Raw genomic sequence first — 24,716 nt, forward strand, 5'->3', positions numbered from 1 at the left:
ATATGTTTAAGTTTCTAGCTGGGTTTGGGTCAATTGTACGTTCACTGTGGATGGTTTTCTCACACGTGACACGTAAACGTGACACCATTTTGTATCCGGAAGTACCAGCCGAAGAAATTGTACCTCCACGCTTCCGTGGTCGTATTGTGTTAACACGCGATCCAGATGGCGAAGAGCGTTGTGTTGCATGTAACCTCTGTGCAGTTGCATGCCCAGTGGGTTGTATTTCACTACAAAAAGCAGAACAGGAAGATGGTCGTTGGTATCCGGAGTTTTTCCGTATCAACTTCTCACGCTGTATTTTCTGCGGTATGTGTGAAGAAGCATGTCCAACGACTGCAATTCAATTAACGCCTGACTTCGAGTTAGGTGAATATGTGCGTCAAGACTTGGTCTATGAGAAAGAAAACTTACTCATTTCAGGTCCTGGTAAATATCCTGACTACAACTTCTACCGTGTAACGGGTATGGCTGTTACAGGTAAAGACAAAGGTCAAGCGCAACGTGAAAGCGCACCTGTTGATGTACGGAGTCTATTACCATGATGTGGCCGTTTTATTTGATGGCACTAGTGGCCATTGTCTCTACGGTTCGTGTAGTCACTAACGCGAACCCAGTACATGCTTTATTAAGCTTGATCGTGTCATTGCTTGCAGTTGCAGGCATGTTCATGATCGTGGGTGCTCCATTTGCTGGCGCCTTGGAAATCATTGTTTATGCGGGTGCGATCATGGTCTTGTTCGTATTCGTAGTAATGATGCTAAACCTTGGTCAGCAAACCGTTGAACAAGAGCGTAAATGGTTGACTTCATCTGCTTGGGCATATCCAGCTTTGATGAGCTTCCTAATTGGTTTGGTTTTAGTGTGGTCATTAAGCTCAAACTACACCACACCAAGCGCTTTAATGGGCACTGAAATGGTTGGTCCAAAAGCGGTTGGTCAAGCACTCTTTACTCAGTACTTATTATTGGTTGAAGTTGCCGCAATGTTATTACTTGCAGCTTTAGTTGCAGGCTTCCACATCGGTAAACGTGAACCAAGTGCAGAAGAGGAAAAAGAATAATGGGCAACATCCCTTTAGAACATGGTTTGATTGTCGCGACCATTCTTTTTGCACTCGGTTTTTACGGTGTGATGGTGCGACGCAACCTACTATTTATTTTAATGGGCCTTGAAATCATGATGAACGCTGCGGCACTGGCGTTTGTTTTGGCTGGTAGTGCATGGGTACAACCAGATGGTCAGATCATGTTTATCTTGATCTTGACACTTGCTGCGGCAGAGGCGTGTATCGGTCTTGCGATCGTCCTTCAGTTCTATCATCGCTTCCATCATTTGGATGTGGATGCTGCTAGTGAGATGCGCGGATGAGTTATTTATATCTAACAGTATTGTTTCCGCTCATTGGTTTTATCCTTTTAGCGGCAGGGCGTAACAACTTACCTGAAAAAGTTGCTGCGATTATTGGCGTTGGCTCAGTGGGGCTGTCTGCATTATTCGCTTTAATTGCAGGCATGGACTTTGTGAACAATGGTTCGGTTGCAACAACTCAACACTTATGGACTTGGTTCAATGTAGGTGGTTTTGCGCCAGCAATTAGTTTGCACCTAGATGGTTTATCTTTACTCATGCTTGGCATGATTACGGGTGTGGGTTTCTTAATTCACATCTTTGCCTCATGGTACATGCGTGGTGAAGAAGACTTTGCACGTTTCTTCTCTTACTTCAACCTGTTCGTTGCGAGCATGTTGCTGTTGGTTTTAGGCGATAACTTAGCGTTATTGTTCTTAGGTTGGGAAGGTGTAGGTCTGTGCTCTTACTTGCTGATTGGTTATTACTACCAAAACCCTGCAAATGGTTTTGCGGCAATCAAAGCATTTACCGTAACACGTGTGGGTGACGTTTTCTTACTGATTGCATTGTTCTTGCTGTATCAACAATTCGGCACCTTGAATACGCAATACATCGTAGAAAATGCAGCCAATGTAATGACTCAAAGCTCATCCATCACCATTTGGACAGCGTTAATGTTGTTCTTAGGTGCTGCGGGTAAATCTGCACAAATTCCATTGCAAACTTGGTTAGCTGACGCGATGGCAGGTCCAACACCTGTATCTGCATTGATCCACGCTGCAACAATGGTAACTGCAGGTGTTTACTTATGCTGTCGTATGTTCAGCGTATTTGAACTAGCACCAGAAGTGATGTTGTTCATTTCTATTACAGGTGCGGTGACCTTACTAGTTGCTGGTTTTGCTGCATTGGTTCAAACCGACATCAAACGTATTTTGGCTTACTCAACTATGAGTCAGCTCGGTTATATGTTTATGGCGGTAGGTGCTGAAGCGTATCAGGCTGGTCTATTCCACATGCTAACTCACGCATTCTTCAAGGCATTATTATTCTTGTCTTCTGGTGCGGTGATTTTGGCTTACCATCACGAACAAAACATTTTCAAAATGGGCGGCTTGTTCTACAAGAACAAATTCCTATTTGCATGTTTCGCAATTGGTGGCGGTGCATTGGCAGCGATTCCATTCTTGACCATTGGTTTCTTCTCAAAAGACGCTATTTTGGCAGCAGTTTGGACGCAAAGTCATATTGCAGGTATTCCGTTATATAACACCTTATATTGGGTGGGTGTAGCTGGTGCATTCTTAACTTCAATTTATACATTCCGTTTAATTTGGGTTGTATTCTTTGGTAAAGAAAACACGCCATATCACGAAATCAAAGGCGCAACTTACTGGTTCCCATTGGCAGTGCTTGCAGTACTTTCAACTGGTTTAGCGATTGTATTAAAAGCGCCAGTGATGAGCATTCTTGATGCTGCAAAAATCCCAGCATTTGTGATTCCTGAAGCATTAGAAGCAGGCGCACATGGTGCAGAGTATGTTGCAATTGGTGTGGCTTTGGCTGGTTTAGCCGTAGGCGTGGTGTTATTTGCCTTCGCTTATAATGCTGTAAAAGGTTTTGCGCAAACTTCATTGGGTGCGGGCCTTGCCAACATTTGCCGTAATGCACTTGGTTTCGATGCGTTGTATGACATCGTATTTGTAAAACCATTCTTGCTGATTGCCAAACTATTAGGTCGTGATCCAGTTGATGGCATGTGGTTAGTACTGCCTGCACTGGTGAAAGGTGGTCATAGCTTCACAAGTTCACGTCAAACAGGTTCATTACGTGAGTACGCATCGAGTATGGCACTTGGTGTTGTGGTCTTACTAATGATCTTGATCGTGATTCAGGTCGTGGGGAAATAAGATGGACGCTCCAAACAATTTAATTCTACCCGCGCTGATCCTTGTTCCGTTCATTGCAGGTTTTATTTGCTGGTTGGTCGATAAACTCGACGATAAATTACCGCGTTACATTGCTTTAGTGGGTATGCTCGTAACTTTGGGCTTAACTATCGCATTGTGGCAAGGTGCCAGCTATAACTACGAATTAGGCGCTCAAGTTCCAACTTGGTCGGCTGAATTTATGTTGCCTTGGATTCAAACCCTAGGCATCAACATCCACTTAGCGGTGGATGGCTTATCTTTACTTATGGTCGGCTTAACTGCATTACTGGGTGTTTTGGCAGTAGGCTGTTCATTTGGTGAGATTCAAAAGAACGTTGGTTTCTTCCACCTTAACCTTTTATGGTCTTTGGGTGGTGTAATTGGTGTATTCCTTGCAATTGACTTGTTCCTGTTCTTCTTCTTTTGGGAGATGATGCTTGTACCAATCTACTTCCTGATTGCGTTATGGGGTCATAAAGGTTCAAATGGTCGTTCACGTGTTTATGCTGCAACCAAATTCTTTATCTACACGCAAGTTGCTGGTTTAATCATGTTGGTGGGTATCTTAGGTCTAGTGATCTATGGATACATGATGTCAGGTACGATTTCGTTCAACTACAACTATTTATTGGCTGTAGCGAATACGCTTGATGCACAGTTACCAGCAGTTGCTTATGCCTTCATGATCTGCTTATTCATCGGTTTTGCGGTAAAACTTCCTGTTTTCCCATTACACGGTTGGTTACCAGATGCGCATGCACAAGCGCCTACAGCGGGTTCTGTCGACCTTGCAGGTATTTTGATTAAAACTGCAGCGTACGGTTTACTACGTTTCGTAATTCCATTCTTCCCAGCGGCATCTGCTCAATTTGCAGACATTGCCATTATTTTGGGTTTAATTGGTGTGTTCTACGGTGCGTGGTGTGCTTTCCAGCAAACCGACATGAAGCGTTTACTAGCTTATACCTCTATTTCGCACATGGGCTTCGTATTACTTGCAATTTATGCAGGTAATATCCTGACTTACCAAGGCTTAATGATCATGATGTTAGCACATGGCTTGTCATCTGCAGCATTGTTCATTATGTGTGGCCAAATTTATGAGCGCGTACACACACGTGACATGCGTTTAATGGGCGGTATCCGTGGTCAATTCCAATACCTTTCATTCTTCCTTATGTTCTTTGTGGCAGCGTTAGTTGGTATTCCTGGTTTAGGTAACTTTATTGGTGAATTCCTGATTCTCATGGGTTCATTCGAGCAGTTCCCAGCCTTCACAATTATTGCGGCAGTGAGCTTGGTCTTTGCAGGTGTATACGGTTTAATCCTGATTCACAAAGCTTTGTTTGGTGTGCCAAATGAAGAGCAAAAACAGCACTATGCAAATCCGTTAAAAGATTTAAATGCACGTGAAGTTGTGATTCTTTTAATCTGTGCACTGGGTCTAGTATGGCTTGGTCTGTATCCACAAACCTTCCTTGATATTTCAAACTCAAGTATGGCGTGGTTAGCGAATAGCTACATCCCAGTTCAAGAAGTAGTTGAAGTTACTCATGAAGTAACAACTCAACTCGAAAATGTGGAGATCCAATAAGCCATGAACTTCACAATGTCATTTTCTGAGCTTATGCCTTTAGCTCCTGTGATGATCGTGGCCTTAACTGCGATTGTCGTGATGATTCTTACTGCAATTAAGCGTAATCATAACTTAATTGCAACGGCATCAGTTGTGGGTTTGAACCTTGCTGCTGCTTACCTTTTACTCATGATGTTTGGTGGGAATTTTGCGCCTACCAGCGTGATGGGTATGTTTATGATTGATCCGTTCACCTTGTTGTATCAACTGGTGATTCTGATTGCAGCGTTGGCGTGTTCGACTTTATCTCATGCTTATATTGAGACCTATAAAGACAACCGTGAAGAACTTTACATCTTAATGTTGTGTTCGGTTACGGGTGCCATGTTAATGGTGTCAAGCTCGCACTATGCGTCGTTCTTCATTAGCCTTGAGTTAATGTCAATTCCTGTTTATGGCTTATTGGCATACACTCACCAACGTTCTAAATCTTTAGAAGCAGGCGTGAAGTACTTAGTCTTGTCTGCAACTGCATCTGCAATGTTGCTCATGGGTATGGCGTACATTTATGCATACACTGGTTCATTGTCTTTCTATGACTCTGTACAAGCATTAATGCAAAATATCCAACAGCCATTGGTAGTTTTAGGTCTAGGCTTAATTGTCTTTGCTGTTGCATTTAAATTGTCGTTGGCACCATTCCACAAATGGACGCCAGACGTTTATGACGGTGCGCCTGCACCAATCGCAACCTTTCTTGCGACTGCAGCAAAAGTAGCAACCATTGGTTTGTTTGTACGTTACATTTTGGGTTCAGGTGCAATCCTGATCGACTCAATTGTAACCATCATGACCATTATTGCTGTGCTTTCAATTTTGGTGGGTAACTTCCTTGCTGTACGTCAAGTTAACTTGAAGCGTATTTTGGCTTACTCATCTATTGCGCACTTTGGTTATTTGTTGATTGGTTTAATCAGCATGACCTATGCAAGTTTGGGCAATGTCAGCGTATATGTGATCACTTATGTATTGACCACCATTGGTGCGTTCGGTGCAGTGGCATTAATGTCTAGCCCGTATAACAACGTAGCTGAAGCAGAAAGCTTAGCAGACTACCGTGGTTTGTTCTGGCGTCGTCCTGTATTGACTGCTGTATTAACTGTCATGATGCTTTCTCTAGCAGGTATTCCACTCACTGCAGGCTTCATTGGTAAGTTCTTGGTGGTGATGGCTGCTGTTACGACTCAGCACTGGTTCTTGGCTGCTATGATCATTGTGGGTTCAGGTATTGGTTTGTACTATTACTTACGTGTAATGGTGGTGATGTACATGACGCCACCAGACGAACCAAAAATGGATGCGGTCGATCACTGGGGTCAAAAAGTGGGTGGTATTATGGTTTTAGCTGCTGCATTGGCGGTATTGGTGATTGGTGTATATCCAGATCCAATTATCAAAATTGCGCTTGAAGCTGAAATTCTATCTCCAATCCATTTCATGCTGACTCAGCAATAATTTAAAAGAAGTTTAATCTTCAGTCAAAAAGCCTCCATAAATTGGGGGCTTTTTGGTTTAAATACCGTATAAAAACAGCATATAATAAAAAGCTATTTGCTTTTATTTCCTTTTAGGTGTTCTCCCGTGGCTATTCATGAAATTCGTCATCCACTTATTCGTCATAAATTAGGGCTGTTACGTCGTGCCGACATCAGCACCAAGAACTTCCGTGAATTGGCGCAGGAAGTCACCATGTTACTGACTTATGAAGCAACCAAAGATTTACCAATGGTTGAGCATGAAATTTCAGGTTGGAATGGGGCAGTCACTGTAGACCGTATTGCAGGTAAAAAGATCACAGTTGTGCCAATTTTACGTGCGGGTATTGGTATGTTGGATGGTTTCTTAAACCTGATTCCAAGTGCCAAAGTGTCGGTTCTAGGTTTAGAGCGTGATGAAGAAACTTTAGAAGCACGTACTTACTACAAAAAATTAGTACCCGATGTGCAAAACCGTATTGCGATGATTATTGACCCAATGCTGGCAACGGGTTCATCATTAGTGGCAGCTATTGATTTATTGAAAGCCAGTGGTTGTAAAGACATTCGTGTGATGGTGTTGGTTGCTGCGCCTGAGGGGATTCAGCGTGTTGAAGCTGCCCATCCAGATGTCATTATTTTCACTGCCTCTGTAGATCAGGGCTTAAACCAAGATGGCTATATTGTGCCGGGTTTGGGCGATGCGGGCGATAAGATTTTTGGTTCAGTACAAAAAGATTAACCTAAAATACAGCTTAGATTCTCAAATAAAAAAGAGGTATGGATAGCCTCTTTTTTTTATGTGCACTGTTCTAGCTTAAGCATACTAATGATTCGTTAAACAGCACATTCGAGTGATATACCTGAATCAAAAAGAGATAATAGTTTGGTTGATAAAACTACAATGCACAAGCAGATAAAATGACATCATTGATAAGGCATGGGCAGATCAACAACCCATGCCATAAGCGATTTAATTAATTGAATCATCTAAGTTTGGTGCTAACCAACGCTTGGCTTCATCTAAACTCCAACCTTTACGCTGTGCATAATCTTCAAGCTGATCTAGAGATATTTTACCTGCGTTAAAGTATTCTGAAGCAGGGTTGGCATAGTAGAAGCCACTGACAGAAGAAGGTGGCCACATTGCAAAGCTACTGGTGAGCTGTGTGCCAATCTTTTCAGTTGAACCTAACCAGTTAAACAAGGTAGCTTTTTCTGAGTGCTCAGGGCAAGCAGGGTAGCCTGGTGCAGGACGAATCCCTACATATTTCTCTTTAATTAACTCTTCATTGCTAAGTTGTTCGGTCGGTTGATAGCCCCAGAACTCTTTACGAATGCGCTCATGCAAATGTTCTGCAAACGCTTCTGCAAAACGGTCACCCAACGACTGTACCAAAATGGCAGAATAATCATCACCTTTGGCTTTAAACTCATTGGCCATTTCTTCTGCACCAAAAATGGATACGGTAAAGCCGCCCAAATAATCTTGTGCTTGGTCTGCAGTTGCTACAAAGTCTGCCAAAGACAAGTTTGGTTTGCCAGTCACTTTGTCTGACTGTTGGCGAATATGGTGGAATGTATGCGTCACTTGATCACGTGCTGCATCATAAACCTGTACCGAATCTGCCGCAGAACGGTTAGCTGGGTAGATACCAAATACCGCACGTGCATCAAAACGATTGTTGGCAATAATATCTTTGAGCATGGCTTGCGCTTGGTTATACAAATCAGTCGCAGCTTCACCCACTACTTCATCTTCCAGAATTTTCGGGAATTTGCCCGCTAAGCTCCAAGAAATAAAGAATGGTGTCCAGTCAAAATATGGCAACAAGGTTTCAAGAGGGTAGTTGGTAAGCACTTGCGTACCAATGAAATTTGGCACCGCAGGTGTATAGTTGGCCCAGTCAATTTTTAAACCATTGTCGATGGCTTCAGCATAAGACAATTTTGCGGCTTTCGGTTGCTTGTTGGCGATACGTTCACGAATTTTAGAGTATTCTGCACGATGCTCTGCAACAAAGGCCGGTTTCATTTCTGGAGAGAGCAAGGTTGTTGCAACACCCACGGCACGCGAAGCATCGGCAACGTAAATCACTGCATCATTTGAGAACTGTGGATCAATTTTAACTGCTGTATGTGCTTTAGATGTGGTCGCACCACCAATCAATAATGGAATATTAAAGCCTTTACGCTGCATTTCTTTGGCAACAAAAACCATTTCATCTAAAGATGGGGTAATCAGGCCAGACAAACCAATAATATCGACTTTTTCGTCAATAGCCGTTTGCAGGATTTTTTCTGCAGGTACCATCACGCCTAAATCGACAATATCGTAACCATTACAGCCTAACACCACGCCCACAATGTTTTTACCAATGTCGTGAACGTCACCTTTTACCGTTGCCATCAAAACTTTACCTTTAGACTGACCTTCGGTTTTTTCAGCTTCAATGTACGGGTTGAGCCATGCAACGGCTTGTTTCATCACACGGGCAGATTTCACAACTTGAGGCAGGAACATTTTACCTGCACCAAACAAGTCACCCACAACGTTCATGCCGTCCATTAATGGGCCTTCAATTACATCTAAAGGACGTTTGGCTTTCAGGCGTGCTTCTTCGGTATCTTCATTAATGAAGGTGGTGATGCCTTTGACTAAGGCATATTCAAGACGTTTTTCGACAGATTCATTACGCCATTCCAAGTTTTCTTCAGCTTTTTGCGCACCTGCTTGACCACGATATTTTTCGGCCACTTCCAGCAGTTTTTCTGTGGCGTCCTGACCAGTTTCACCTTGGTTTAGGTTCAAAATAACGGCTTCAACCGCTTCTTTAAGTTCTTTTGGAATGTCATCGTAAATGGCCAACTGACCTGCGTTGACAATCCCCATGGTCATGCCTTGCTGAATTGCGTGGTAGAGGAATACAGCGTGAATGGCTTCACGTACAGGTTCGTTACCACGGAAAGAGAAGGATACGTTCGACACACCACCCGAAATCATGGCGTGTGGCAAGTTTTGTTTAATCCAGCCTGTGGCTTCAATGAAATCAACAGCGTAGTTGTTGTGTTCTTCAATACCAGTAGCAACTGCAAACACGTTCGGGTCAAAAATAATGTCTTCGGCAGGGAAGCCAACATCATTGACCAACACATCATAAGAGCGTTTACAAATTTCACGTTTACGTGCTGCTGTGTCGGCTTGTCCTACTTCGTCAAAAGCCATCACAATAACGGCTGCACCGTATTGGCGACAGAGGCGGGCTTTTTCGACAAACTCATCATATCCTTCTTTTAAGGAAATGGAGTTAACAACGGCTTTACCTTGTACACATTTTAAGCCTGCTTCAATGATTTCCCATTTAGATGAGTCAATCATGATGGGTACGCGAGAAATATCAGGCTCAGAAGCCACCAAATTCAGGAAGTGCACCATCGCACCTTCTGAATCGAGCATGCCTTCATCCATGTTGATGTCGATGATTTGTGCGCCACTTTCGACTTGCTGACGTGCAACATCCAAAGCTTCGGCAAAATTTTCTTCACGAATTAAACGTAGGAATTTTTTAGAGCCTGTGACGTTGGTACGCTCACCCACGTTCACAAATAAAGAGTCGTCATAAATGTTAAATGGTTCTAAACCACTTAAACGACAGGCAGGTTTAATTTCTGGAATTTTACGTGGTGGAATGTCTTTTACTGCATTGTAAATTGCACGAATGTGGTCAGGCGTTGTACCACAGCAACCACCTGTAATATTGATGAGACCACTTTCTGCAAATTCTTTTAAGAAGGCTGCAGTTTGTTCAGGGGTTTCATCATAACCACCAAAGGCATTTGGCAAGCCTGCGTTCGGGTGGGCTGAAACAAATACATCGGCCACGTCTGAAACAGTTTTGACGTGCGGACGCATGGCATCTGCACCCAAAGCACAGTTAAAACCAATTGAAAGTAAATCACCATGACGTACCGAGTTCCAGAACGCTTCTGCAGTTTGACCCGTTAAGGTACGGCCTGAAGCATCAGTGATGGTGCCAGAAATCATTAATGGCAACTCACGACCGAGTTGTTTGAATACTTCTTTAACCGCAAAAATGGCAGCTTTACAGTTTAAGGTATCAAACACAGTTTCAATGAGCAGAATATCTGCACCACCTTCAATTAAGGCATGCGCAGCTTCAATATAATTTTCTTTGAGTGCATCAAACGTAATGTTACGGAATGCAGGGTCATTTACATTGGGTGAAATTGAACAAGTACGAGATGTCGGGCCGAGTACACCTGCCACAAAACGTGGTTTGTCTGGGGTTGAATATTTTTCGCAGGCCGCTTTGGCCAAACGTGCTGCTTCACGGTTAATTTCAGGAACTAAATCTTCCATGTGGTAGTCAGACATAGAAACCCGAGTGCCGTTAAAGCTGTTGGTTTCAATAATGTCTGCGCCTGCATCTAAATAGGCTTCGTGAATGCCCTGAATAATTTGCGGTTGGGTCAGTACCAATAAGTCATTGTTACCTTTAAGGTCATGTGCCCAATCTGCAAAGCGTTCACCACGATAATCGGCTTCTTCCAATTGATGGCGTTGAATCATAGTACCCATGGCACCATCGATAATTAAAATTCTTTGGGCAAGAAGCGCTTTCAGGGTGGTAAGCGTGGACATAAAAAACCCTTTATGACTGAATCCGAAATGAGCGCTATTTTAGCAGAGTTCGCTACGCTTTCGTGCACTTGAAACAGATACAGAGACAGGAAGTCTGAAAAATTGTGTATAAAGCAGTGATTTTGCAATTTTGCTTGGCTTTGAATTTGAAATACTTGAATAAAAGTGTTGATGAATCGCATTCCAATTTAGATTTCGTATTGAATCGTCATGGATTTGTCATATTGCTCAGGCAAAATTGGCTCACCATGAAATTTGTCTGAATTTTTAGACAAATATGACAACCGTGTAACAATCTAAATTAGAGGGAATGTCATAAGAAAAGTAGGTTTATTTAGTCTAAGTGTTTAAATTTAAATATTTATTTTATATTTATACACAAAAAACACAGTTTAAAATGTGAAAATAAAGTATGAAAGTTGCTTTATATAGCAGCTCTTTGTCATATAATTGTCACAATTTAATTGAACAATAAGGGGATTTTAAATCCTCTTTTCTGCTTGCATGAATTCTAATCCAACTCCTGTAGATTCAGCACACAAGTCGACCACTAAATCGACCAATGTTCATGTGCCTACACCGAAATTTTTTATGCCGGTGTTTTTAACGATCATCGTTTCTACCCTTATTTATATTGGTTTCCAATTGTCTGCGGACTTATCCCATGTACCTGCGTTAAGCATGTACTCGGTGATTTTATTGGCAACCGCTTTATTCATTGCTTTAGGCTTTGAATTTGTGAATGGTTTCCATGACACAGCCAACGCTGTAGCAACAGTTATTTATACCAATGCCTTATCTGCACCTGTGGCAGTAATGTGGGCAGGTTTCTGTAACTTCCTTGGGGTTATGGTGGCCAGTGGGGCAGTTGCCTACGGTATTATTGCTTTACTTCCAGTCGAGCTGATTATGAATGTCGGTTCGGGTGCAGGTTTTGCCATGGTGTTCGCCATGTTGATTGCTGCAATTGTTTGGAACTTGGGTACGTGGTTCTTTGGTATTCCTGCGTCAAGTTCACACACTTTAATCGGTTCGATTTTAGGTGTGGGTATTATGAACTACTTGCTCAATTCAGGAGCGGGTGCCAGTGGCGTAGACATGGAACAAGTGATGAAAGTCGGTAAGGCTTTATTGTTCTCGCCATTAATTGGTTTTGCCTTTGCTGCGATTTTGTTCTTCTTGGTGAAAAAAATCTTCAAGAAACAAATGGAATTGTTCCAGCCGCCTGAAGGCAATAAACCACCACCACCACTAATTCGTGCCATTCTTATTTTTACCTGTACAGGGGTAAGTTTTGCGCATGGTTCAAACGATGGTCAAAAGGGCATGGGTTTAATCATGTTGATTTTGATCGGGATTGTACCTTTGGCTTACTCGTTGAATAAAGAGTTAGACCAAAACCACATTCAATCGTTCCAACAGCTTTCAACTCAAACGGCCGATGTGATTTATACACAGCATGCAGATATGCCAGATGAGAAAGCACGTCAGATTATCACCAGTTATATTCAGACCAAAGAAATCACGCCTGAAGTGGTGCCTGCTTTGGCAAGCTTAACTGATCACTTGGGTGAGCGTGTTGGTCAGTACGGTAACTTAAAAGATGTGCCTGAAGCTGAAGTGGCAGAAATGCGTAATGACATGTATTTAAGTACCACTTCGTTCAAACGTTTAGACAAAGCCAATGCTTTGCCTGAAATGACTGATGAACAAAAGAAAGTGGTTAAAAGCTATCGCAGTCACTTAGATTCATTCTTACAGTACATTCCAACGTGGGTTAAAGTTGCAGTTGCTTTGGCACTGGGTCTAGGTACGATGGTTGGTTGGAAACGTATTGTGGTTACTGTGGGTGAGCGTATTGGTAAGCAACACATGACTTATGGTCAGGGGATGTCTGCCGAGCTTGTTGCAATGTCTACCATTGCTGCTGCAGATGGTTTGGGTATGCCAGTTTCGACAACACACGTATTGAACAGTGCGGTTGCAGGTACAATGGTTGCCAATAAATCAGGTCTGAATTTCCAAATGGTTCGCACCATTCTTTCTGCATGGATTTTCACGCTACCTGCAACGATTTGCTTATCGGGTAGCTTGTTCTGGTTATTCCTAAAAGTGTTTAACTAATATCAAACATTTGAGTGTTAAAAAAGCGCTGTAACGATACAGCGCTTTTTTTGTGCTTACAGATCAATTAAATGAAATATCTACAAGCAAGTTTTTAAAGTGAGGTCTCTGCTTTACTTTTTAAACTTAGCGATGACTTTGTCTAGCGGTAATTTATCTGCAGCAAAACCATATAGCGCAGCAAAAGGCAGTGCAGTGCGGGCTAAATATGCCACACGCCATAATCCACCGTGGTTAGCACCTTCCATCATCAATTGAAGAGGATGCTCAAGTTGCACAGCAGGGTTAGCCGCTGAATCCGGATTACGCAAGTCATGAATCCATAAGGCTGCCATAATGGCATTGGTGGTTTCAGGGCTAAACGCTTCTACATCAAACAAACTAGCACCGCTAAATGCAGCTTTCAGTAATGGATTTTTGGTGACTGAATGTGTGGTGGTTGAAGGTGCAATATTGATGCTGACACGCTGACCGTTATGACGGGATAAGATTGCGCGCCATTGTTGGATGCGTTTAGCTAAGGCATAGTTTGGGCCTTGTTCAACCACCAAACAGTCTGCAATGCCATAATGCTGCCCGTTGTCTGAAGCAATTAAATTGTGCAGATTTTTTTGGAAGAAATGACTGCGTGATATAGTGGAAATACTTTTGGTCAGTAATTTTTGCCCTTGAGAGCGTTGCTTAAACTTCTCTGCCGATGCGCTAACCACTTCTTCAGGCACAGCATAGACATCGGTTGGGGTGCACATAAACATCAGGCTGGTATCAGGCTTTTGTGCACTGACGTATTGCATTATAGCATCCATTGCCATGGCAACACGCACGTGTTTTTCACCATCTAAATAAGCAATCGCAGCAAGATCGAGTGTTTCAGATTTTTGCGCTAACCAATGCGCAATTTCTGGAGTTTGGGTTAGTAAGTTTGCCCCCAGTTTTTCCTGTAAAATATTCAACGGACTATCTGTTGGCAATGGCTCGGAACTAGGTGCATACAAGGTGGCATTACCTTGCTGAACCGTGGTTAAAATTTTGTTCCATACACGGCTATTGGGTAAATCGACCGCAATGATATTGGCTTTCCATTTGGCTAACCATGTCAGTGGGCCAGCTTCAGAAGCTGCACCAAATAGCACCGTATTACGGTCTGACAAATCAAACCATTCGGGATGCGCCACAGCTGCATTTAACGCAGCAGCATGACTTGGTTCAATAATCCCTGCAGCCAACCACGCTGCAATTTGATCCAACAAGGCTTGACCTTGTAATTTCTGCCCATGATAAGGCACATACCATTCAGGCTCAGCCTGACTAGTCCCTTGTAATTTAAAGGTATGCAAATTTTCAGTAGGCAGTTGCATGGCATCTTTCAGCACATGTTTTTGGCCATGACGATAAAACTCAAAACTTTGATGTGCTTTTCTTAAACCATCTTCTGCAATTTGAATAGGGTTGTGCTGGCTACGAATACCATGCTCGACCAAAGCTTTAAAATATTGCGGGTAGTGTTTACGCCAGTTTTTTTCAGCCAAAGCTTTGTTTGAACTTTCATGATCTACCGTGGCTAATGCTTCGGCAATAATTTGCTTACCAGTGCCTGATGTACTGGGTTTGTGATTTTCAGGATGAATTGGGAACTGTAGGCCATCGTAAGAAGTGGACATGCAAAAACTCGCAAACTAAATTGAAATTAATATACAGATGTATACATTATCTATGCCAAATTGCGAGTTTGGGTGGCATAAACTACCAAAATTGTATGAATTCTAAAGTAAAATTTGCATAAAAAACCTTCGTGGAAACGAAGGTTTTTAGCGAAGAACTTTTGGAAAAGTAGTAGTTTTTGAAGAAATGGCAGATTGCTTCAGCAAATTAACAGCGTCCTTTTTTAGCCTGACCAGGTGGGCAGAAGTCACCATTTGTATGTGGATGGCGGTGCGGAGAATAGCCTTTCGGATAAACGCTCCGATCTGGATCGACCACAATACTCCCTTCAGGGGTATGTACCGCACAGGCGCCTAAACTTAAACTGAGTAATATACTGCTCAGAAGTGCAATTTTTTTCATGCCACACTCCTTTTTTGTTTTATGTGTATTCAGTATAGGCTGAGGCTGGGTTACAGCGTGTTATTGCTTATCAGTATTATTGTGCAAAGAATGATCGGTTTATTTTGCGTAAAAAGCGACTCAATGCATATACATAGAGCCGCTGTATGCTGCGATGTGAGGTGACTAGAAAGGCAATTGAGCCAATTTATTCAAGAAATGTGGCAAGATGCGAGGCTCAATTAAAATAGTGACAACCACACCATAAGCTGCGCCCCATAAATGCGCACTGTGGTTAATATTAGAATTGCCTCGTTTACCTGACCAAATGCTATATGCCACGTACAGCACTGCAAAAATAATAGCCGGAACTGGAATGAAGAACACAAAAATCAACTTCCATGGCTCAAATAAAATATAGGCAAATAGCACTGCAGATACCGCACCCGAAGCGCCTAAACTGGCCCAGCGATGGTCATTTTTGTGTTTTAAATAGCTTGGAATAATTGCAGCAATTAAGCCGCCTAAATAGAACAGCACAAAGCCTAGATCATACAAATATTGACGATAAAAGCTTTCAATAATGCTCCCGAAGAAAAACAGCGTGATCATATTGAACAGCAAATGCGTACCATCGGCATGCACAAAGCCATGCGTGATAAAGCGGTCATATTGCCCACGTTGCATGGCAGGTGGCCAAAAGATCAGTCGGTTCATCAATTCTTGTTTGGAAAATGCCAGCAATGAGACAATGACCGTAATGATGATCAGAGTTACGGTATGATTAATGGGTAAATCGAGCATAAACGCCTATTCTTTTAATTGAATTCTGCTGTAATAATGCATCAAAACCAAGTTTGAGTCGAACTTTGTGAATAAATCCGACAATTTTGGTTGATTTTTTTTTATTACCCCGCATCTTCAGTTAAAATAGCCACTTCAGCTTGAGGAAATTATTGTTATGTCGACTGAGAACAGCAGCACAGCAGTTGTAGATGAAATTCCAAACTTATTGATTACGCCAACTGCTCAAGAGTATTTGAAGGATTTATTGGCAAAGCAAAACACACCGGGTATTGGTGTACGTGTTTTTGTGGAAAATCCTGGTACACCGCGTGCTGAATGTTGCATGGCTTATAGTGCACCTGATGAAGTTGTACCAACAGATTACAAACAGGAATACCCAGACTTTCCTGCATTTATTGACACACCGTCTATTCCATATTTATTGGATGCTGTGATTGATTACAACAAAGACCGTTTTGGCGGTCAGTTGACGTTTCGTGCACCGAATTCAAAAGTGCCACGTGTTGGCCCAGATGCTTCGGTAGAAGAACGTATTACTTATGTTTTACAGTCTGAAATTAATCCGGGCTTAGCAGGGCATGGCGGTAATTGTGCTTTGGTAGAAGTTGTGGAAGATGGAGAACATGGTTTAACAGCAGTGTTGAAATTTGGTGGCGGTTGCCAAGGCTGTTCAGCAATTGATGTGACTTTAAAGCAAGGTGTTGAAACTACTTTGAAGCAGCATGTACCAGAATTAATGCGAGTTGTGGATCAAACCGACCATAGCCAGTCTGACGGTGCTTACTTTAAATAAGTTGCTGATTTGAAAATAAAATAACCTCCTAAAACAGGAGGTTATTTTTTTATCTGAAATTAGAATTTAATTTGGTTGATCGGTTGGAAGGTTTAAAATTTGTTGTGCTTTTTCAGAATAATAAAACTTTTCTAAATAGTGACGTGCACGTTGTCTTAAATATTGCTCTGCAATCATTTTTTGAATAATTGGATACAGTAGGTTTTGCAATTGCTGCTGCACCAAAGCTTCATCAATATTCAAATCACGTAATAACAAGTCAAAAGGGCGAGCCTGATTGCGGACATACCATGCATAAACGCCGTCATGTACTTGTTGTTTTAAGTAATCACTTTGACGCAAATGATCCCAGATTTCATGCCCAAGATTCACGGTTTGGGGGAGGTCTTGAATCTCGATATAATTTTTTAAGGTCGAAAGTGGTAAATCTTTAATTTTATGCCATAAATTTGCCTGAAAATGATACAGCTTTTCATCATCAAAATGCTGATTAAGCACTGACTCACTCATTTGTGTCAGTTTTTGCACATTTTTTTGCAAATAATGCTGAATAGCATGATCCAAATTGGTATCGGTCACACTTTCTAAAACAGATTTACCCATTTTCATAAAGCGCGAAACACCAGGAACATTTTTGGCAATTACAGAGTTATCCAAATAGTCCTGAATTGAGTGCTGAATGAGTTGGGTAATCATGGCGGCAAAGGCAGGATTATTTACCACAGTTTTAATTAGGCGTTGGCGATGCCCACTTTTACTGGCAACGTATTGGGCAATTTTATCTATGGTCAAAACTGGGATGACATCGGAAATTTTGCTGTTGTCATTCGCAGGGTGTACCAAGGCAAAGCGGATATGCTCTGCAATTTGTTCAATTAAAAATGAGCTAGCTGGGGTATTTAAAATTTGTTGTTGAATAAGTGCGTAAATTGCTTCCGAGCGCCATAAGTCCTGTAATGTTTGTTTGCGGAACCATTGGTAAAATTGCACAAATTCCATTTGCACAGTTTCGGCTTGAGCAAATTCCTGATCCAAAAAATCTAGGTGAGCATCAATCAGTTGCTCAATCATCGAATGTTTTTGCATGATGGTTGATATAATAATTAATTTAAAGGAATCAGTTTATCAGCAAGTGGGTTTTTTAGGTTCTGTGTTTTAGACAGAAACGGCAAATAATATTGTGCTACTTGTTTTTCTGCTTCCAGTAAAGGCATGTGCCCGACATTATTCAAAATAACAGGTGTTTCCGCACGTTTTAATAATGATTGTAATTCTTTGGCCACTTCAACATTAATGATGCGATCTTGCTTACCCCACAAAATTAGGGTGGGTGCTTCGATAGATGCCGTTAAACGGGCAAAAGAGTCGGGGGTATAAATGCGGTTGAGTTTGACAATTTGCTCAATTGCTTTACGGGTTTGCGCTGAGCGAGAAATCAACACTTCTTCTTGTGCATGCTGAATTTGTGATGACATTGCAGGCGGGTTTTGCATGACTTGTCTGGCAACATCAGCTAAGTCCCCATGCTTGCTCACAATTAAATCATTTAAAGATAAAGGATTTTTGGCATAAGGCGTATTGGCATGTTTATAAATGCCTGCACTGTTGAGTAAAAATAGGCTTTGCGTGTCAAAAGGGTATTGTGCTGCGTAGACTGTTGCAATGGAGCCACCTAAAGAATGACCCGCAACGTGTAAGTTTTCTTCACAATCAATCGCTTCAATAAACTGACGTAATTGCGAGGTGACGTTGGGTACAGAATTGTCAAAATGTGATGGGGTTTTGGTGTCACCGCTATTGGGTAAATCTGGAATAATCACATGATAATCTGGGGTTAAAAATTGTGCCACACGGTTCCAATTGTCACGTGTGCCAGCTAAACCATGAATCAGTAAAATGGTCGGTTTGCTGCGTGAACCGCCCTCGTTATAGCTCCAGACCACATCGCCCACGCGAATATTTTTAGCGGTGAGCCCAGCTTGTTTACGCTGTTGCTGAAAGTGTTGCTGTAGCAATTGTAATTCGGTGCTGTTGGCACTGATTGAATTGTTGGTATTTACAGGAATGTTTTTATTTTGATTGGCACTTTGAGCGAAGCAGGACGCGCTTAGACCCAAAGTGAGCAAAGCCACTTGTAGATAGCGTGATCGTAAAAACTGCAACATGAAAAGTCTTCCCCTGACGAACCCAAACAGGCTCCAATGATTAAGGCATTAGATCTTAGGTCTAATTGCGAAAGATTATTGCTTTTATTGTAGATATTTCACCTAGAAAGTCACCCCTTACTTTTTTGATGGTATGGAAACAAATGGTAGAAAATGTGATACATCTCAAGAAAAATGGAAAAAATTTATAACAAAAATCATGAAATAAAAAAGCATAAGCTAATTTTTTGGCAAGTGACATTCACCCAGTCTGGCTTTAGAATATTGCAACTTCAAAGATCGGTGGTAAATCAAGAATGCTAACAGCTCAAGAAGCTTTAGAACGTCTTAAACAAGGAAACCAACGTTTTGTTTCTGGTGACACCAAACATCCTAAACAATTGTCGCACCAACAGCGTGCAGAAATGGCAGAAGACCAAAATCCATTCGCGATTGTTTTAGGTTGTTCAGACTCACGTGTACCAGCAGAAATGGTATTTGACCAAGGACTGGGTGATCTTTTTGTAATTCGTGTTGCGGGTAACGTGGTTGCGCCATCACAAGTGGGTAGCGTTGAGTTCGCAGCAGAGCGCTATGACTGTGCGGTTGTCGTGGTTTTAGGACACAGTCATTGTGGTGCGATTCAAGCCACAATTGATACTTTAATGTGCCCAGATTGTCCACCATCGGCAAATTTAATGTCGATTGTAAACCGTGTTCGTCCTTCAGTTGAAACCTTAATGCAGACTGAACTGAAAAATGACTTAGCAAAATTATCTAAGCATGCTGTACGTTCTAATGTGTTCGCATCGGTGAATCAATTACGTCATGGTTCAGCAGTTTTAGAAAATTTGATTGAACAAGGTCAGCTCAAAGTAGTGGGTGCAGAATATTCACTCGAAACAGGTGAAGTGGTCTTTTTTGATTTTTAATTAAAGCATCACAGCAAACAGATTGTTCTCAAAGGCGCTTACAAAGCGCCTTTGATATATGGATAAGCATTTTTGAGTAATATTGGCTGAGCTTTGGCATTAGGATGAATTAAGTCTTTTTGCATCAACAGTTTATTTCCTGCAACACCCTCTAAGAAAAACGGCAGTAGTTTGATTTTATACTGCTGACTGACCACTTTATAGTTGTTTTCAAAAGCCTTGCCATAGGCTGTGCCATAGTTTGGTGGCATCTTCATGCCAAAAATCACCACTTTTGCCTTAGCTTTTTGGCTGTGCTGAATCAGACTGGCTAAATTTTTTTGAATCATTTGTGGTGGCTGTCCACGCAAGCCATCATTACCGCCTAACTCAATCACCACAACGTCTGGACGATGGGTCTGCAGCAATTTAGGCAGGCGAGCCAAAGCGCCACTGGTGGTTTCGCCACTGACACTTGCATTGACCACTTTATGCTGTTTCGGATACTGTTGGTCTAAACGTTTTTGCAATAAGTGAACCCAACCTTGTTGTGGTTGTATGCCGTAACCTGCACTTAAACTGTCGCCCACAATCATAATGGTTTTTGCAGACAGCGTGAGCGGACTTAAGCATAGCCCAAGTAGTAGCACACGAGAAAGAACACGACTGTTTAGATTGCGATTTTGCATAATGGGAAACGTATGACTCAAAATACCGAAGAATCTAATATCATGCCACAAACCATCATTTCTGCCCAAAATTTGACACAAAAGATACAACTTGCACAAAAACAATTGACCATTTTTGAGAATTTAAACCTTGATATTCAGGCAGGCGAACAAGTGGCCATTACAGGTCGTTCAGGTTCAGGAAAATCAACCTTATTGGGTATTTTGGCAACATTAGATCAGGCCAGCAGTGGAAAATTGGTGGTGTGTGGCGAGTCGATTGCTGAGTTAAATGAAGAACAACGTGCACTTGTGCGTTTAAAGCATATTGGTTTTGTGTTCCAGTCATTTCAGTTATTGCCGCATTTGACAGCATTGGAAAATGTGATGTTGCCGCTACGTTTGCAGGAAAAATTTAAATATGCAGAAGCCGAACAAAAAGCCCTCAACTTGCTTAAACGTGTGGGTTTAGAACGACAGGCACAGCAAACACCGAAAGTACTCTCGGGTGGAGAGCAGCAACGTGTTGCCATTGCGCGTGCTTTAATTCGTGAACCCAAAATCATTTTTGCTGATGAACCAACTGGCAACCTTGATGGTGAAACTGCAACTGAAATTGAACAATTGTTATTTGAGTTGAACCGTGAATTGGGCACCACTTTGGTTTTGGTGACGCATGACCCTAAACTTGCTGCACAATGTCAGCGTCACTATGCCTTGATAGATGGTCAATTAATTGACCAGTCGGGAGGATGAAATGAATGCGCTGTTTCATCCTTTACTCAAGCAAAGCTTTAAAAGCAGCGGTGTGTATTTACTGATTATTGCACTGACTTTAGCTATTAGTGCGACGACTGCTTTAAAATTTAGTAATGAACAAATTCAAAATGCGGTGGCTTTACAGGCTGCTGAAATGTTGGCGGGTGATTTAGTCCTGAGTGACAATGAACCGATTGCACAAGACTGGCAAGATCAGGCCACAGCACAACGCTTACAACAATCGCATGTAACTGTTTTTAGTTCGATGGCACATACCCAAGACCAATTTGTGATGGTGAATGTAAAAGCCATTGATTCGAGCTTTCCGTTACGTGGTGAGTTAAGGGTGAGTCCTGCATCGGGCAAAATTCAGTCGGGTGAAATTTGGCTAAGTCAGCGCGCTATGGATTTGCTACAGGTCAAATTGGGTGAAACTGTAAATATTGCCGATGCTAGTTTTATCATCACTGCAAAAATTGAACATGACTCCAATCAGGAATTGGGCTTTTCAGGTTTTTCACCTACAGTAATTATTACACAGGCAGATGTGGCACGTACCAATGCAATACAAGTGGGTAGTCGTATTGATTACCGTTTGTTATTGGCAGGTGCAGCCCAAGATACCCAGCGGTTTGAACAGTATTTTAAAGCACATTCAGAACAAGCAGATCAGAACGAGCAGATTGAAAATACTGCTCAAAATATGGAAGAACCGAGCAGCTTAAGATTGCGTAATGCCAGTGAAGGCAACACCCGTTTAATGCGTCCAATTGCCAATTTAGATACCTTTTTGCAATTGGCCAATATCCTCACTATTTTACTGTGCGGCATTGCAATTGGTTTGACTAGTCAGCGCTATGTGCAACAAAATCAGGATCATATAGCCTTGTTACGTTGTATTGGTGCGAGTAAAAAGCAAATTTTAACAGCATATCTAGCTTTGCTTGGTTTGGTCTTACTTATTGCAATAGGTATTGGTAGCGGCTTGGGCATCGCTTTGGGTTATACTTTGCTGCAATTGATGTTGCAACTGATTCCACATTTACAGATTCAATTTTCTGCTTTGGCGATGTTGCTAGGACCATTGCCGATTGCCATGCTAACCAGTGCCGTCGTGCTGTTTGGTTTTGTTTTACCAAATTTACTGCAATTACTGAATACTGCACCAATACGGGTGATTCGTCAGCAAGACAAAAATATGCGTGCATGGTGGTGGATGCTGCTTACAGGCACACTCAGCCTGATTGTATTCTGTGTGGTGCTGACCGAGAGTTTATTGCTGAGCGCATGGGTGATTGGGGCAATTATTGGTTTGTGTATCCTGTTATATGCAGTGGTATGGGGAGTGTTAAAACTGCTGCGTAGTAGTAAGGGCAAAATAGCGGCTTATATTCGTGCACCTGCGACAACAGCATTTCAAATTACTGCATTGGCATTAGGACTCAGCTTGATTACGGTACTAGCGGTGTTACGTACCGATTTGCTCGATCGCTGGCAGCAACAGTTACCTGAAGGCACCCCAAATCAGTTTGTTTACGGTTTACCGCCTTTTGATATGCCTGAGCTAAAACAACAATTAGAGCAGCATCAATGGCACAGTACACCATTGTATCCAAATGTGCGTGGGCGTTTGGTCGCCAAAAATGATCAACCTTTTGCCGAAGCATTAATTCAACAGAGCAATACCTTAAGACGTGAACTGAACTTGACCCAATCAGACAGCTATCCTGCCGACAATATCATTGTAGACGGGCAGGCAGATTTCAGTGCTGTCGGACAGGTGTCGGTCGAGGCCAATACTGCAGCAGAACTTGGCATCCAAATTGGTGATCAGCTCAGTTTTAATTTGCCTGAAGGTATCCTACAAGCCAAAGTCATTAATCTGCGCACGGTGGAATGGGAAAGTTTTAGCCCTAACTTTTTCTTTATTTTTTCACCACATAGCATGGATGAAAATGCAGGTAGTTATTTGGGCAGCTTTTATGTGCCCGAGGCCGATAAGCCTAAACTGATTCAATTGATTCAGCAGTTTGCCAATACAGTTTTTATTGATGTCAGTTTAATTTTGGATGAAATCAAACGTATTGTGAATGTGTTGGTACAGATCATCACGATTTTAGCAATTTTGGTGAGTGTGTCCGGGCTGTTGGTTCTGGTGGCTTGCTTAAATTTACTGATGGATGAACGCAAACGCGAAGTTGCTTTGCTACGTTCTTTTGGTAGTTCTAAACAAAAACTGAAACGTATGCTGAGTTTGGAAATTGGCTTTATGGGCTTTATTGCGGGAATTGTAGCGTGTTTATTTGCCGAAGTGATTAGTGCCGTTGCCAGTTACCGTATGGATTTAATGCTACAACCACACTGGGAAATCTGGCTAATTTTACCTGTATTTATGACTGTGCTTTGTGCTGTGATTGGACGCTATCGTTTAAGTTATTTATGTGATATTCCACCACTGCAAAGTTTGAGGGAGATGAATCAGTCCTGATTCATCTCTTATTTGCCATTTCAGATTGCAATGTCGCTTATGTTGAACCTAAGCTGCGCTGCATCATGCTAAGCAACTCTTGCCAAAGTGGTTGAAGCGGGTCAATCAATTGTTGGCAATACCAATAAAAGACAGCACAAGCCACGAAGGCAATCAACATGCCAAATACTGTAAAGAATGTATTCTGTTGAGTACGTTGCCCCATGTGCCAAAGCAATGCCATTGCTGCGCCCATGAGCATGCCACCAATATGGGCAGCATTATTAATGCCGCTAATCATAAAGCCCATGCCTAAGTTCAGTGCCATCACGATGACCAAAGTTTTACGATCTAGCAAAAACTTTTGCCGTGGTAATTTTGGCAGTAAAGCGAATATAGTGAGTGCTGCTCCAAGCCCCATGACTGCACCAGAAGCACCTGCACCTACGCTAGGTAAAAGTTTAGGATTGGCAACACCTTGTTCAAGCAGGGTGTAACTGTCTTGAATACTGACATAGCCACTGAGCAGACTACCCATCAGCCCTGCGCAGAGATATAAAACTACGAAATAGGCACGCCCAAATAACTGTTCGCTGACGCTGCCAAAAATATACAACGCCCACATGTTTAACATTAAATGTACTAAACCAAAATGAAAAAACATACTGCTGAACAGGCGAATGGGTTCCGCCAAAAAGGTTAAAGGTGCATAATCAGCACCCCAGCGTATTGCATCTTGCGGGCTTGGATTGCTAATGTTCATACCGTTGAACACTTGCCATGCAAACAAAGCCACATTGACTGCAATCAGCAGTGCGGTAAACCACCACAAATGAATTTCAGGTTTATGCCGTACAGCAATCGGGGGATGTTGGGACATAGGCTTAAATAGGCTGTCAATAATTCTAAGCTTAACACGAAAAAATCACGCTTCAGGAGCAA

Annotated in this window: 20 protein-coding genes; 12 read left to right on the forward strand and 8 right to left on the reverse strand. The window is 42.1% G+C overall.

The window, feature by feature from the left end; all coding sequences use genetic code 11:
- Positions 1 to 2 precede the first annotated feature (2 nt).
- The 7 genes from nuoI to upp all read left to right on the forward strand — a co-directional run bounded on the left by nuoI (position 3) and on the right by upp (position 7,137).
- Positions 3 to 545: an NADH-quinone oxidoreductase subunit NuoI gene (nuoI, locus tag HHA43_RS07635; protein WP_104852362.1), complete on the forward strand. Its 543-nt coding sequence runs from the start codon at positions 3 to 5 to the stop codon at positions 543 to 545.
- Complete coding sequence (gene nuoJ, locus HHA43_RS07640; protein ID WP_171501122.1) at positions 545 to 1,063, forward strand: NADH-quinone oxidoreductase subunit J; 519 nt, start codon at positions 545 to 547, stop codon at positions 1,061 to 1,063. Before nuoI ends, nuoJ begins: the two co-directional genes overlap by 1 nt.
- Positions 1,063 to 1,371, forward strand: coding sequence for an NADH-quinone oxidoreductase subunit NuoK (gene nuoK, locus HHA43_RS07645; RefSeq protein WP_004975463.1), 309 nt, complete (start codon positions 1,063 to 1,065; stop codon positions 1,369 to 1,371). Before nuoJ ends, nuoK begins: the two co-directional genes overlap by 1 nt.
- Entirely contained in the window at positions 1,368 to 3,263 is a 1,896-nt protein-coding gene (nuoL, locus tag HHA43_RS07650) for an NADH-quinone oxidoreductase subunit L (protein ID WP_168461369.1), read from the forward strand. Before nuoK ends, nuoL begins: the two co-directional genes overlap by 4 nt.
- A 1-nt stretch (position 3,264) precedes the next feature.
- A complete protein-coding gene (nuoM, locus tag HHA43_RS07655) occupies positions 3,265 to 4,878 on the forward strand; it encodes an NADH-quinone oxidoreductase subunit M (RefSeq protein ID WP_167846183.1) in 1,614 nt (537 codons plus the stop codon).
- 3 nt (positions 4,879 to 4,881) lie between these two features.
- Positions 4,882 to 6,375 carry an NADH-quinone oxidoreductase subunit NuoN gene (nuoN, locus tag HHA43_RS07660; protein WP_168542284.1) on the forward strand — a complete coding sequence of 498 codons (1,494 nt, stop codon included), beginning with the start codon at positions 4,882 to 4,884 and terminating at the stop codon, positions 6,373 to 6,375.
- Between the two features lie 126 nt (positions 6,376 to 6,501).
- Positions 6,502 to 7,137 (forward strand): uracil phosphoribosyltransferase, encoded by a 636-nt coding sequence (gene upp / locus HHA43_RS07665; protein ID WP_168418694.1) that lies wholly within the window; start codon positions 6,502 to 6,504, stop codon positions 7,135 to 7,137.
- Positions 7,138 to 7,368: 231 nt separating this feature from the next.
- On the opposite strand, the gene metH is transcribed toward upp, so the two are convergent.
- The gene (gene metH / locus HHA43_RS07670; protein WP_168542286.1) at positions 7,369 to 11,058 is read right to left on the reverse strand and encodes a methionine synthase; all 3,690 of its coding nucleotides are present in this window, start codon (positions 11,056 to 11,058) and stop codon (positions 7,369 to 7,371) included.
- A gap of 504 nt (positions 11,059 to 11,562) precedes the next feature.
- On the opposite strand from metH, the gene HHA43_RS07675 reads away from it, so the two are divergent.
- On the forward strand, positions 11,563 to 13,182 hold the full coding sequence (locus tag HHA43_RS07675) for an inorganic phosphate transporter (protein ID WP_168418696.1): 1,620 nt from the start codon (positions 11,563 to 11,565) through the stop codon (positions 13,180 to 13,182).
- A gap of 113 nt (positions 13,183 to 13,295) precedes the next feature.
- Here the strand turns inward: HHA43_RS07675 and HHA43_RS07680 are convergent, their stop codons facing one another.
- From HHA43_RS07680 to HHA43_RS07690, 3 genes are all read right to left on the reverse strand, one after another.
- On the reverse strand, positions 13,296 to 14,843 hold the full coding sequence (locus tag HHA43_RS07680; protein WP_168461372.1) for a hypothetical protein: 1,548 nt from the start codon (positions 14,841 to 14,843) through the stop codon (positions 13,296 to 13,298).
- Positions 14,844 to 15,051: 208 nt separating this feature from the next.
- Entirely contained in the window at positions 15,052 to 15,246 is a 195-nt protein-coding gene (locus HHA43_RS07685; RefSeq protein ID WP_168461374.1) for a hypothetical protein, read from the reverse strand.
- 165 nt (positions 15,247 to 15,411) lie between these two features.
- Positions 15,412 to 16,029, reverse strand: coding sequence for a rhomboid family intramembrane serine protease (locus tag HHA43_RS07690; protein ID WP_136144417.1), 618 nt, complete (start codon positions 16,027 to 16,029; stop codon positions 15,412 to 15,414).
- A 157-nt stretch (positions 16,030 to 16,186) separates the two neighbouring features.
- On the opposite strand from HHA43_RS07690, the gene nfuA reads away from it, so the two are divergent.
- Positions 16,187 to 16,825 (forward strand): Fe-S biogenesis protein NfuA, encoded by a 639-nt coding sequence (nfuA, locus tag HHA43_RS07695; RefSeq protein ID WP_168524992.1) that lies wholly within the window; start codon positions 16,187 to 16,189, stop codon positions 16,823 to 16,825.
- 66 nt (positions 16,826 to 16,891) lie between these two features.
- Here nfuA and HHA43_RS07700 read toward each other — a convergent pair whose 3' ends face one another.
- Both HHA43_RS07700 and HHA43_RS07705 read right to left on the reverse strand, forming a co-directional pair.
- A complete protein-coding gene (locus tag HHA43_RS07700; RefSeq protein ID WP_168418700.1) occupies positions 16,892 to 17,911 on the reverse strand; it encodes a hypothetical protein in 1,020 nt (339 codons plus the stop codon).
- A gap of 17 nt (positions 17,912 to 17,928) precedes the next feature.
- A complete protein-coding gene (locus HHA43_RS07705; RefSeq protein WP_168418701.1) occupies positions 17,929 to 18,990 on the reverse strand; it encodes an alpha/beta fold hydrolase in 1,062 nt (353 codons plus the stop codon).
- A 296-nt stretch (positions 18,991 to 19,286) separates the two neighbouring features.
- Between HHA43_RS07705 and HHA43_RS07710 the strand changes: the two genes are divergently transcribed.
- Positions 19,287 to 19,901, forward strand: coding sequence for a carbonic anhydrase (locus HHA43_RS07710; RefSeq protein ID WP_168418702.1), 615 nt, complete (start codon positions 19,287 to 19,289; stop codon positions 19,899 to 19,901).
- Positions 19,902 to 19,939: 38 nt separating this feature from the next.
- Here HHA43_RS07710 and HHA43_RS07715 read toward each other — a convergent pair whose 3' ends face one another.
- A complete protein-coding gene (locus tag HHA43_RS07715) occupies positions 19,940 to 20,569 on the reverse strand; it encodes an arylesterase (protein WP_168418703.1) in 630 nt (209 codons plus the stop codon).
- Positions 20,570 to 20,581: 12 nt separating this feature from the next.
- Between HHA43_RS07715 and HHA43_RS07720 the strand changes: the two genes are divergently transcribed.
- Both HHA43_RS07720 and HHA43_RS07725 read left to right on the forward strand, forming a co-directional pair.
- The gene (locus HHA43_RS07720; protein WP_168418704.1) at positions 20,582 to 21,304 is read left to right on the forward strand and encodes an ABC transporter ATP-binding protein; all 723 of its coding nucleotides are present in this window, start codon (positions 20,582 to 20,584) and stop codon (positions 21,302 to 21,304) included.
- A gap of 1 nt (position 21,305) precedes the next feature.
- A complete protein-coding gene (locus HHA43_RS07725; protein ID WP_168524990.1) occupies positions 21,306 to 23,795 on the forward strand; it encodes an ABC transporter permease in 2,490 nt (829 codons plus the stop codon).
- A gap of 37 nt (positions 23,796 to 23,832) precedes the next feature.
- Here the strand turns inward: HHA43_RS07725 and HHA43_RS07730 are convergent, their stop codons facing one another.
- Positions 23,833 to 24,654 (reverse strand): rhomboid family intramembrane serine protease, encoded by an 822-nt coding sequence (locus HHA43_RS07730; RefSeq protein WP_168418706.1) that lies wholly within the window; start codon positions 24,652 to 24,654, stop codon positions 23,833 to 23,835.
- Positions 24,655 to 24,716 lie beyond the last annotated feature (62 nt).

This window comes from Acinetobacter sp. A2, from assembly GCF_012371325.1.
GTDB lineage: Bacteria > Pseudomonadota > Gammaproteobacteria > Pseudomonadales > Moraxellaceae > Acinetobacter.